This window comes from Gallaecimonas kandeliae (assembly GCF_030450055.1).
Classification (GTDB): Bacteria; Pseudomonadota; Gammaproteobacteria; order Enterobacterales; family Gallaecimonadaceae; genus Gallaecimonas; species Gallaecimonas kandeliae.
The window spans coordinates 281,808-292,103 of the sequence record NZ_CP118480.1; the positions used below are offsets into that span (position 1 = coordinate 281,808).

16 protein-coding genes are annotated in these 10,296 nt (G+C 64.3%); 14 read left to right on the forward strand and 2 right to left on the reverse strand.

Going from position 1 to position 10,296, the window contains the following annotated elements:
* The first annotated feature begins 1 nt into the window (after position 1).
* From gspH to PVT67_RS01290, 7 genes are read left to right on the forward strand one after another with little or no spacing between them, the layout of a single operon-like run.
* On the forward strand, positions 2 to 688 hold the full coding sequence (gene gspH / locus PVT67_RS01260; protein WP_301497016.1) for a type II secretion system minor pseudopilin GspH: 687 nt from the start codon (positions 2 to 4) through the stop codon (positions 686 to 688).
* Positions 685 to 1,041, forward strand: a complete 357-nt coding sequence (gene gspI, locus PVT67_RS01265) for a type II secretion system minor pseudopilin GspI (protein ID WP_301497018.1) — start codon at positions 685 to 687, stop codon at positions 1,039 to 1,041. The genes gspH and gspI overlap by 4 nt, the downstream gene beginning before the upstream one ends.
* Entirely contained in the window at positions 1,038 to 1,772 is a 735-nt protein-coding gene (gspJ, locus tag PVT67_RS01270) for a type II secretion system minor pseudopilin GspJ (protein WP_301497021.1), read from the forward strand. Before gspI ends, gspJ begins: the two co-directional genes overlap by 4 nt.
* The gene (gspK, locus tag PVT67_RS01275; RefSeq protein ID WP_301497023.1) at positions 1,769 to 2,731 is read left to right on the forward strand and encodes a type II secretion system minor pseudopilin GspK; all 963 of its coding nucleotides are present in this window, start codon (positions 1,769 to 1,771) and stop codon (positions 2,729 to 2,731) included. The genes gspJ and gspK overlap by 4 nt, the downstream gene beginning before the upstream one ends.
* On the forward strand, positions 2,728 to 3,912 hold the full coding sequence (gene gspL, locus PVT67_RS01280; RefSeq protein ID WP_301497025.1) for a type II secretion system protein GspL: 1,185 nt from the start codon (positions 2,728 to 2,730) through the stop codon (positions 3,910 to 3,912). Before gspK ends, gspL begins: the two co-directional genes overlap by 4 nt.
* The gene (locus tag PVT67_RS01285; protein WP_301497027.1) at positions 3,909 to 4,379 is read left to right on the forward strand and encodes a type II secretion system protein GspM; all 471 of its coding nucleotides are present in this window, start codon (positions 3,909 to 3,911) and stop codon (positions 4,377 to 4,379) included. Before gspL ends, PVT67_RS01285 begins: the two co-directional genes overlap by 4 nt.
* Positions 4,379 to 5,131 carry a type II secretion system protein N gene (locus PVT67_RS01290; RefSeq protein ID WP_301497029.1) on the forward strand — a complete coding sequence of 251 codons (753 nt, stop codon included), beginning with the start codon at positions 4,379 to 4,381 and terminating at the stop codon, positions 5,129 to 5,131. The genes PVT67_RS01285 and PVT67_RS01290 overlap by 1 nt, the downstream gene beginning before the upstream one ends.
* Before the next feature lie 28 nt (positions 5,132 to 5,159).
* Here PVT67_RS01290 and yrfG read toward each other — a convergent pair whose 3' ends face one another.
* Complete coding sequence (gene yrfG / locus PVT67_RS01295; protein WP_301497031.1) at positions 5,160 to 5,843, reverse strand: GMP/IMP nucleotidase; 684 nt, start codon at positions 5,841 to 5,843, stop codon at positions 5,160 to 5,162.
* A gap of 61 nt (positions 5,844 to 5,904) precedes the next feature.
* On the opposite strand from yrfG, the gene nudE reads away from it, so the two are divergent.
* The 4 genes from nudE to PVT67_RS01315 all read left to right on the forward strand — a co-directional run bounded on the left by nudE (position 5,905) and on the right by PVT67_RS01315 (position 8,153).
* Positions 5,905 to 6,468 (forward strand): ADP compounds hydrolase NudE, encoded by a 564-nt coding sequence (gene nudE / locus PVT67_RS01300; RefSeq protein ID WP_301497033.1) that lies wholly within the window; start codon positions 5,905 to 5,907, stop codon positions 6,466 to 6,468.
* A complete protein-coding gene (gene cysQ, locus PVT67_RS01305) occupies positions 6,465 to 7,238 on the forward strand; it encodes a 3'(2'),5'-bisphosphate nucleotidase CysQ (RefSeq protein ID WP_301497035.1) in 774 nt (257 codons plus the stop codon). The genes nudE and cysQ overlap by 4 nt, the downstream gene beginning before the upstream one ends.
* Positions 7,239 to 7,317: 79 nt before the next feature.
* Positions 7,318 to 7,644 carry a hypothetical protein gene (locus tag PVT67_RS01310; RefSeq protein ID WP_301497038.1) on the forward strand — a complete coding sequence of 109 codons (327 nt, stop codon included), beginning with the start codon at positions 7,318 to 7,320 and terminating at the stop codon, positions 7,642 to 7,644.
* A gap of 185 nt (positions 7,645 to 7,829) precedes the next feature.
* Positions 7,830 to 8,153, forward strand: coding sequence for a DUF6916 family protein (locus tag PVT67_RS01315; RefSeq protein ID WP_301497040.1), 324 nt, complete (start codon positions 7,830 to 7,832; stop codon positions 8,151 to 8,153).
* Here PVT67_RS01315 and PVT67_RS01320 read toward each other — a convergent pair.
* A complete protein-coding gene (locus tag PVT67_RS01320) occupies positions 8,126 to 8,611 on the reverse strand; it encodes a GNAT family N-acetyltransferase (RefSeq protein WP_301497042.1) in 486 nt (161 codons plus the stop codon). The two genes, PVT67_RS01315 and PVT67_RS01320, sit on opposite strands and share 28 nt — an antisense overlap.
* Positions 8,612 to 8,675: 64 nt before the next feature.
* Here PVT67_RS01320 and PVT67_RS01325 point away from each other — a divergent pair, with 64 nt between their 5' ends.
* Genes PVT67_RS01325 through PVT67_RS01335 form a run of 3 tightly spaced genes read left to right on the forward strand, consistent with a single transcriptional unit; the run spans position 8,676 to position 10,249 of the window.
* A complete protein-coding gene (locus PVT67_RS01325) occupies positions 8,676 to 9,188 on the forward strand; it encodes a phage tail protein (RefSeq protein ID WP_301497044.1) in 513 nt (170 codons plus the stop codon).
* A 12-nt stretch (positions 9,189 to 9,200) separates the two neighbouring features.
* Complete coding sequence (locus PVT67_RS01330; RefSeq protein WP_301497047.1) at positions 9,201 to 9,701, forward strand: phage tail protein; 501 nt, start codon at positions 9,201 to 9,203, stop codon at positions 9,699 to 9,701.
* Positions 9,702 to 9,712: 11 nt separating this feature from the next.
* On the forward strand, positions 9,713 to 10,249 hold the full coding sequence (locus PVT67_RS01335; protein ID WP_301497049.1) for a phage tail protein: 537 nt from the start codon (positions 9,713 to 9,715) through the stop codon (positions 10,247 to 10,249).
* Positions 10,250 to 10,296 lie beyond the last annotated feature (47 nt).

The following is a 10,296-nucleotide window of genomic DNA, read 5'->3' on the forward strand; positions in this document are numbered from 1 at the left end:
CATGAAGCGCCGTGCCCTGGGCTTTACCCTGCTCGAAATACTGGTGGTCCTGTTCATCGTCGGCATGATGGTGGCCATGGTCAGCCTGTCTTTCGGCGGGCCCAGCGACGGCAGCCGCTTGGAAAACGAAGCCCAGAAATGGCAGGCCAGGTTCGCCTTGATGCATGACGAAGCCATAATGCGCGGCGAAGAGCTGGGCCTGAAGTTCAAGGAGGACGGCGGCGTCGAGGTGATGCGCTTCGACCCCGACGCCCCGGCCCCCGGCGCCGAAGACGACCCGGACGGCCCCAAGGGCGCCTGGGTGGCCCTGGACGACGACGGCGTGCTGAAGAACTGGCAGGGGGCCCAGGGCATCCACGGCACCCTGCGCCTGGAAGGCCTATCCCTGGGCCAGAGCCTCATTCCCGAAGACGCCTTCAAGGCCGAGGATGAAACCAAGGACAACAAGAAGCGGCTGACCCCGCACCTCTTCTTCCTCTCCTCCGGGGAATTCCTGCCCTTCGAGCTTTGCCTCTACAAGGTCAAGAGCTCCGCCCTGGATACCCTGGGCGGCGACGACACCCGGGTGCTGGCCGGCAACAACCCCGACCTGGTGCTGGAGACCTGCATCCAGGGCCACGCCAACGGCAGCCTGGACAGGGCCGAAAATCCCGATCTGGCCTGGCGCCAAGGGGAGCTGCGCTGGTGAGAAGTCGCGGTTTCACCCTTATCGAAGTGCTGGTGGCCATGGCGATCTTCGCCCTGGCCGCCATCGCCGTCATCAACGCCACCACCTCCAACATCCACAGCCTGTCGATATTGGAGCAGAAGACATTGGCCGACTGGGTGGCCGCCAACAAGCTCAACGACGCCCAGTACCAGGACCTCAAAGACGGCGCCCAGGGCACCGAGACCCAGGCCGGCGTCGAATGGTATTGGCGCATCAAGAAACTCAAGACGGAAGACAAGGACTTCTCCGCCCTGGAGGTGACGGTGTCGCGCAGCAGCGACTTCAGCCACCCCGAGGCGGTGCTGCGCAGCTATTTCGAGGTGCAGTCATGAGCCTGTTCACGCTGGGGCGGCGCAGCAACAGCAAGGGCTTTACGTTGCTGGAAGTGCTGGTGGCCATGGCCATCTTCGCCATGATCGCCCTCTACGCCTACCGGGTGCTGAACCAGGTGATGCAGGCCGACAAAGTCAGCCAGGGCAAGTCGGCCCGGCTGGCCGAGTTGCAGCAGGCCATGTTGACCATAGAGCGGGACATGCTGCAGCTGACCAACCGCCAGGTGCGTTTCCCCGCCGGTGAGAAGCAGGCGAGCGTGCTCAAGGGCCAGCATTTCTTCCTGGACTCCGAAGACGACGGCCTGCTCTTTACGAGACGCGGCTGGCAGAACCCGGCAGCCATGCTGCCCCGTTCCGAGGTGCAGCTGGCGGCCTACCGCCTGGCAGAAGGCAAGCTGATCAAGGATTACCACTTCTACCCCGACCCCGAGGTGGGCGCAGAGCCCCAGAGCCTGGTGCTGCTGACCAAGGTCGAGGCCTTCAAGGTCCGTTACTTCGACGGCGACAGCTGGCAGGAAAGCTGGGACGCCAGCGAGCTGCCGCGGGCCATAGAGCTCAGGCTCAAGCTCAAGGACTACGGCGAGATCACCCGGCGCTTCGCCATCCCCGGCCCCGACAAGGACGAGGCCAAGGGTGGCAGCAAGTCAGATGGCCAGTCCGGCAACCCCGGCATAGGCCTGCCAGGCCAGCCCCATGACCCCGGCAAGGGCAGCGGCAGGAGCAAGACATGAGGCGGCAGAGGGGCGTGGCCCTGATCACGGTCTTGCTGATCCTGGCCATAGTGGTGGTGCTGGCGGCCAACATGAGCGGCCGCCTCGGCATCAACATCCGCCGCACCGGCAACCAGCTCGGCCAGCACCAGGCCTATTTCTATGCCCTGTCCGGTGAGGCCTTCGCCAAGCTGGCGTTGCACAAGCTGCTCAAGGACAAGGACGGCAAGATCAATCTCAGCCAAGACTGGGCCAAAGAGCAGAAATTCCCGGTGGAAGGGGGCGGTATCCGTGGCAAGATCAGCGACGGCCGCGCCTGCTTCAACCTCAATGCCCTGCGGGCCGACAAGCCCCAGGACGCCAAGACCAGCCGCACCCAGTTCCAGGCGCTGCTGGAGATGCTGGACGTGGACAGCCTGGCGGCGGAAACCATAGCCTATTCCCTGTCGGACTGGCTGGACGACAACAGCGAGATGAGCGGCAGCTTCGGCGCCGAAGATCCCGAATACCAAAGCCGGGAGATCCCCTACCTGGCGGCCAACGGCCTGATGGTGGACAAGTCCGAGCTGCGGCTGGTGAACGGCGTCACCGCCGACATCTACAACAAGGTGGCGCCCTATGTGTGCACCCTGGATGACGCCAGCCTCAAACTGAACATCAACACCTTGCCCCAAGACAAGGCCGTGGTGCTGGCGGCGGTGCTGACCCCCATGACCAAGTCCGACGCCGAGTCGGTCCTGGGCGGTCGCCCCAAGGACGGTTACGACAGTATCGACGATGCCTGGCAGGACCCAAGCCTGTCCGGCCTCCAGAACCTACAGCCCGGCGCCAAGGAAGAACTGGTCATCCAATCGGACCGCTTCTTCGTGGCCTTGGAAGGGCGTTTCCAAGACAGGCCCATGTACATGGAGAGCCTCTTGAAATCAGACGAGAACTACAAGCTGACGACGCTCTGGCGCCGTCTGGGAGGACGCTTGTGAGCAACACTTTGGTGATCCGGCTGCCCCAGGGCGCCGAGGGCGCCATCCCCTGGCTGCACTGGTCCGACAGCGACCAGGTGGTGCTGGCCAGCGGTACCCTAAAGGGCGCCGATGAACTGGCCCAGCTGGCCGGCCTCGACGGCCGCCTGCTGGCGCTGGTGCCGGGCAGCTGCTGCTACAACGGCGCCGTCAAACAGAGCGGCAAGGGCCGCCAGTTCCTGCGCGCCGTGCCTTTCATGCTCGAAGAAGAGCTGGCCGATGACGTGGACAACCTGCACTTCCTGCTCCAGCCCCAGGGCGAGCAGGTGGCGGTGCTGGCGGTGAACCACCGCCTGATGCAGGACTGGTTGTCCTGGCTGGCGGACGCCGGCCTCGAACCCTGGAAGATGCAGCCCGATTTCCTGGCCCTGCCCTGGCGCCAGGAGAGTTGGTCGGCCCTGGAGCTGGACGGCGAGCTGCTGCTGCGCACCGGTGAGGTCGCCGGCCTGGCGGCTGACGCGGCCCTGGCCGAGTGGGTCGTGGGCCCCCTGGTGGCCGACAAGGTCCAGCCGGTGGAGGCCTACGGCGAGGTCCGACTGCCGGACAATTGCACCCTGACCCATCTGGGCACAGACCTGCCCCTGGCCGTGTTGGCCAAGGGCGGCGCCGCCAATACCCTCAACCTGCTGCAAGGTCCCTACAAGCAGAAGAAGAAAGGTTCCGGCGCCTTGCGACGCTGGCTGCCGGTGGCGGTGGCCGCCAGCGCCTTGCTGCTGGTGACCCTCGTCTCCAAGGGCCTGGCCATCCACCAACTGTCTGCCAGGGCAGGGGGGCTGGAGCAGCAGATCAAGGCCGATTACGGGCGCCTCTTCCCGGGCGAGCACCTGGTCAGCGCCGGCTCCCTCAAGAGCCAGCTGCGCGGCAAGCTCAAGACCCTGGGCAGCGCCGGCAGCAACGCCAGCCTGCTGACCATGCTCAACGACCTTTCCCTGACTTTCGCCAAGGTGGGCAGCATCAAGCCCGACAACCTGCGCTTCGACGCCGACCGCGGCGAGCTGCGGATACTGACCCTGGCCCCCGACTATGCCGCCTTCGAGAAGCTCAAACAGGAGCTGGGCAGCCGCTACCAGGTGGAAACCGGCGGCCAGAGCCAGGTGGACGGTGGCGTGTCCGGCACCCTGGTGCTGAGGAGTAAAGGATGATCAAGGATTACTGGAACAACCTGGCCCCTCGCGATCGCCAGGTGCTGACCTGGGCGGCGCCCTTCATGGCCCTGGGGCTCTTCTATTTCGCCCTCTGGCAGCCGCTCAGCCATGCCGAGGAAGCGGCCCGCCAGCGCCTGCACAGCCGCCAGGCGGATCTCGCCTACCTCCACAAGCAGGGCAGCGCCATACTGGCGGCCAAGGGCGGCAAGCTGGCCTCGGGCTCAGGCAGCCTCACCGACCGCGTGACCCGCAGCGCCAACCAGCTCAGCATCCGCATCTCCCGGCTCCAGCCCGGCAGCGGCAACATCAATGTCTGGGTGGACGAAGTGCCCTTCGAGAAACTGAGCCTGTGGCTGACCCAGCTCCAGCTCAAGGAAGGCCTGACGGTGGGCCAGGCGGACTTTGCCAGCACCGGCACCCCCGGCATGGTCAAGGTGCGCCGCCTCGAACTGAGGGGAGCCTGATGAAGGTCGTGAGGTGGACATTGCTGGGGCTGCTGTTGTTCCTGGTGGCCCTGATCTGGCAAGTGCCGGCCTCGGCCGTGCTGGCCCGGGTGCAGTTGCCGCCCCAGGTGCAGCTGAGCGGGGTGGAGGGCAGCCTCTGGCAGGGCAGCGTGGCCAAGTTGCAGTTGGGCGACATCGCCTTTGACCAGCTGCAATGGCAGGCCCATCCCTGGCAGCTGCTGACCGGCAAGCTCGGCGTCAGCCTGCATTCGAGGCCCGGCGCCACCCGCCTTGCCGCCAGCCTGACCCTGGGTCTTGGCGGCAAGCTGGCGGTGGAGAATCTGGTGATGAAGGCGCCTGTGGCGCCGCTGGTGGCCAATGTGCGGCTGCCGGTACCGAGCCAGGTCAGCGGCGAGCTGTCGTTAGCCATTCCCGAGTTCCGCCTCGGCAAGCCCTGGTGTGAGGCCCTGGCCGGCAAGGCCCAGTGGCTGGATGCCGGCGTCACCAACCGTTTCGGCGATTTCGATCTCGGGCGTATCGACGCCGATCTCGGCTGCGACAAGGGCGCCCTCACGGCCGTGGTCAGGGACACGCCGCCGCGCCTGGGCCTGGAGCTGGAAGCCAGGGTCGACGCCAGCCATTACCAGGTGCGCGGCTTCGCCAAGCCCGCCGCCGACCAGCCCAAATCCCTGCAGGACGCCTTCGCCTTCTTCGGCAAGGCCGGCAGCGACGGCCGCTACCCGGTGCAGTTCAAGGGGCCCATCCCCCGCTGAAGAAAGCCCTCGCAAGAGGGCTTTTTTGTCAGCGCGGCTGGCGGATGGCGGCCAGCAGGGTGCGGTAGTCCTTGGTGGAGGCAAAGCCGTCGAAGGCCTTGTGGGGGCGTTTGGAGTCGGGGTTTTCCACCCCCAGCAGGTAGCGGATCCCAAAGCGCCTGGCCGCCTCCAGGATCGGCTGGGAGTCGTCCACGAAGAGGGTGCGGGCCGGGTCGAAACCCAAGTCCTGCCGCACTTGCTGCCACAGCTGCTGTGATTCCTTGGAAACCCGGTAACTGTGGGTGGAGATCAGCTGGTCCAGGTGCTGGTCCAGGGCGGTGCGCTCCACCTTCAGCGACAGGCTCTTGGGGTGGGCGTTGGTCAGCAGCACCACCTGGCGGCCGCTTTGGCGCAGGGCGTCCAGGAAGGGCAGGGTGTCTTCCCTAAGGCTGATCAGGTGCTGGATCTCGCGGCTGGCGACGTCGATGTCGAGCCCCAGGCGCTCTGTCCAGTAGTCGTAGCAGTACCAGCTCAAGGTGCCGAACACGGCCTGGTACTCGGCGTCTATGCGCTTCCTCGCTTCATCCAGGCTGATGCCGTCTTTTTCGGCCAGCAGCAACGGCACCCTGTCCAACCAGAAATGGTTGTCGAAATGGAGATCCAGCAGGGTGCCGTCCATGTCCAGCAGCACGGTATCAATAGCGGCCCAATTAAGGCCCTGGTCATCAAGCATCTGGCATCTGTCCCTGTGATTGGGTGTAATGGAGGGGCCATTCTAAGCCAGCGGTACCGCCATGACGAAATCCACCAAGCTGCCGGAAGTGATCGATGCCCGCATCGTCGCCGAAAGCCGGCTGTTCAGGGTCGAACAGCTGCACCTGCGCTTCACCAACGGCGCCGAGCGCCACTACGAGCGGATGAAGGGCTCGGGCCGTGGCTCTGTGATGGTGGTGCCCATCCTGGGTGACGACACCCTGCTCTTGGCCCGGGAATATGCCGCCGGCCTGCATGCCTACGAGCTGGGCTTCCCCAAGGGCCTCATCGACCCCGGTGAGGACGCCATAGAGGCGGCCAATCGCGAGTTGCAGGAGGAGATAGGCTACGGCGCCCGCGACTGGACTGTGCTGCGCGAGGTGTCCATGGCGCCGGGATATTTCAGCGCCAAGATGACGCTGCTGATCGCCCGGGATCTCTATCCCTCCCGCCTGGAAGGGGACGAGCCAGAGCCCATCGAAGTGGTGCCCTGGCCGCTTAAGGAACTCAATGCGCTACGCTATCAGAAGGATTTTTCCGAGGCCCGTAGCCTGACCGCCCTCCTGTTGGCGCGTGACTGGCTGGAGGAACAGGCGCTGCTATGAATCCTGAACCCTTGCTCGACGATGTCATAGCCCTGGCCCAGCTGGCCGGTGAGGCCATCATGCCTTGGTTCCGCTCCGAGGAGTTGATCACCGAGCAGAAGGCCGACGACAGCCCCGTCACCAACGCCGACATCGCCGCCAACAAGGTGATCCTCAAGGGCCTCAAGGCCCTGACCCCGGACATTCCCATCCTTTCCGAAGAATCCGGCCACAGGCCCTTTGCCGAGCGCAGGCTCTGGCAGGCCTATTGGCTGGTGGACCCCCTGGACGGTACCCGCGAATTTGTCGGTGGCTCCCCGGATTTCGCCGTCAATATCGCCCTGGTGGTGGCCAACGAGCCGGTGCTGGGGGTGATCCATGCCCCCGTTTCCGGCGATTGCTACTGGGCAATCAAGGGCAGGGGCGTCTTCAAGAACGGCCAGCCCATTCATAGCCGCCCGGCCCCGGCGGTGCCGCTGCTGGCCGTGTCCAGGCACCAGGCCAGGGAAACCCTCCAGGCCCACCTCAAGCCGGAGCTGGATTTCCAGGCCATGCCCTTCGGCTCGGCCAGCCTCAAGTCCTGCCTGGTGGCCGAAGGGGTAGCCGACGCCTATGTGCGTATAGGCCCCACCGGCGAATGGGACACGGCGGCCAGCTGGGCCATAGTGGTGGAGGCCGGCGGCGCCCTGGTGGATCTCAAGGGCCAGCCCCTGACCTTCAACCAGGGCGAGAGCCTGGAGAACCCGAACTATGCGGTATTGGGCCAGCTGAAACCTGAGCAGCTCTTTTAGGACCCTCTCTCGACACCGCAGCTCACCATCCTTTCATGGCCGAGGCTATGCTGAAGCCAAACCCTTTTGGAGGTAAGCCATGATCCGCATTCTGATGGTACTGCTGGTGGTGGCCGTGCTCGCCCTGGTGGTGCGCACTGTGCTGCTCAACCCCGACCAGGCCCAGAGCCAGGCCACCCTGGCCAACCAGCAGGGGCCTGCCGGTACCCTCACCAAGACGAAGAAAAACCTGGACGCCAACATGCTGCGCACCTATTGCCTCAATGCCATCCAGGCTCGCTACGGCACTACCGAAGGCTTCCGGGTCAAGGAGTTAGGACCTGGGCGCTACCAGCTGACCCTGGGTCAGCAACAGGAGGAACTGCACTGCAGCCTGGATGAAAAAGGGCAGGTGGAGTTGAAGTGAATATCGAAATGCCTTGTGATGGCGATCACATAGTGAACAAAGTGCTCACTATTGATACATTTGTGAATGATGTTGTTTTTCAATAGGTTACCTTTTGTTCCTCAGTGGTACTACCAGCCCCCCCTCTATCGGTAAGTCGAAAGCTGAACTAGGCTAGTCACGTCTTAGTAGTACCAGGATTGGTCATGGAACTATCACAGGGATGCCTCTCCGCTACCGGGCTTCAGCCCCATCTTCACAGCTATTTCCATCTCCTTCATGACGATACCCCTGTCCAGGCCCTGCGCCTGGTCGATGTGACCCAGCACAGCGCACCGCAAGACCCTCTGGACGACTTTTCGATGGACCTGGAGGGCGATCCCGGCGCCGCCCTGGCCCAGGGCACTTATTCCTTTTCCCACGACCAGCTTGGGGACTTCCTCTTCTTCATGACCACCCATGCCGCTGGCCGTTACCGCATTCGTATTCAGCAGGCCAGGGCTCAAGGCGCCCAGGCCATGGGAAGGTAAAGGCCGTTCCCCTCGCCTTGGGGTTCGAAACCGAGGCGATCGTAGAGGGCCCTGGCCCTGCTGTGGCTTTCAACCTGCAGCTGTATGGTTTTTTGTTTTTGGCGGGCTTCGGCCTGCAGGGCCCTGAGCAGGGCGCTGCCGATGCCAAGGCCCTGGTGGCGGGGCAAGAGGGCTATGTCCACCAGCCGGAAATGCTGAGGGGTCTCTGTGGGCAACCAGCGGCCTATGGGCTCGCCGCCCAGCTCCACAAGGCAATAGCGGCTGCTGTCGTACTGGCCGAAGTACTGCCGGTACTGGGCCTCGAACTGGCTTTGCAGGAACAGCGCTTTTTGTTGTTCGTCGAAGGGAAAAGCCGCCAGTTCGGCCTGGCGGCCGGCGCCATAGAGGGCCGCCATGAAGGCCCTGTCGTCGTCCCTGATGGGGCGCAGGGTGGCCCCAGCGGGCAATGGGTGTTGCATGAGTCTGACTCCTGTCCTTGGCATGGGGATGACATATCAATAACGGAAGAGGAAAGGAAACGCCATGGAACCTTACATCGGAGAGATCCGGATCTTCGGCGGCAATTTTGCCCCGGCGGGCTGGGCCTTTTGTAACGGCCAAATAATGGCCATCAGCCAGTACGAATCACTCTTTGCCCTGATCGGCACCACCTACGGCGGCAACGGCCAGACCACCTTTGGCCTGCCCGACCTGCGTGGCCGCCTGCCGCTGCACATGGGCAGCTCCACCACTGGCAGCCACTATGTATTGGGCGAGCAGGCCGGCGCCGAGGAGGTCACCCTGCTCTCGACCCAACTGCCCCAGCACAGCCACCAGGCCCTGGCGGCCGCCAGCGGCGGTGTAGAGAGCCCCACCAACGCCTTCTGGGCAGGTTTTGGTGACGCTTTGGGTTACTCCAAGGCGACCCCCAGCACCACCATGGCGCCCCAGGCCCTGTCCCTGGCCGGCGGCAACCAGCCCCATGAGAACATGATGCCGACCCAGGCGTTGAGCTTCATCATCGCCCTTTTCGGCATCTACCCGACACCCAGTTAAGGAGGATCTGTCATGGCTGAACCCTTTATCGGCGAAGTACGTGTCTTCGCCTCCAATGTGGTCCCCAAAGGCTGGGCGGCCTGCAACGGCCAGTTGCTGCCCCTGAACCAGAACCAGGCCCTTTATGCCATCCTCGGCACCACCTACGGCGGCAACGGCACCACCAACTTCGCCCTGCCCAACCTCCAAGGGCGGGCACCTGTGCATGTCGGCAATGGCGTCTCCCTGGGAGAAAGCGCCGGCGAGGAAACCCATACCCTGACGGTCCCGGAGATGCCTGCCCACAACCACCAGGTGGTGGCGGACTCGGCCAATGCCACCAGCGCCTCCCCGGACGACGGCTACTGGGCGGCCAGCACCGAGGCCAGCCCCTATGCGGCCCAGGCCACTACCACCCTGGCGGCCAATGCCATCGCCGGCGCCGGCGGCAGCCAGCCCCACAACAACATGCAGCCCTTCCTGGTGGCCAATTTCTGTATCGCCGTCCAGGGCATTTTCCCGAGTCGCAACTGAGGAGCGCACAAATGGATTCCTATATCGGTGAGATCCGCATCTTCGCGGGTAACTTCGCTCCCAGGGACTGGGCCTTCTGTGATGGCCAGTTGCTGCCCATTTCGCAAAACACGGCGCTCTTTTCCCTGCTCGGCACCACCTACGGCGGTAACGGCACCAGCAACTTCGCCCTGCCGGATCTGCGCGGCCAGGCGCCTATGCACTGGGGCAATGGGCCCGGCCTGACCCCAAGGGTGCTGGGGGAGAGGGCCGGCACCGAAACCGTTACCCTTATTCAATCCGAGATGCCCGGCCACAACCACCTGGCCAACGCTGTGGCGACCCTAGGGCAGTCCGGCCAAGGGCCGGAGGGGGCCTACTGGGCAAAGAGCGGTGCCGCCGGTGGGCGTAAAAGCCTTTCGGCCTACGGCAGTGGCACCGACAAGACGACCATGTCGCCCCTGGCCCTGGGTGTGACGGGTGGCACCCAGCCCCACAACAATATGCAGCCCTACCTGGGGTTGAATTTCATCATCAGCCTCTATGGCGAATATCCGCCGCGCCCCTGAGCTGGCGTCGCCCGAGCTTGGCCAAGGCTGCCCCTTTAAGGGGGCGG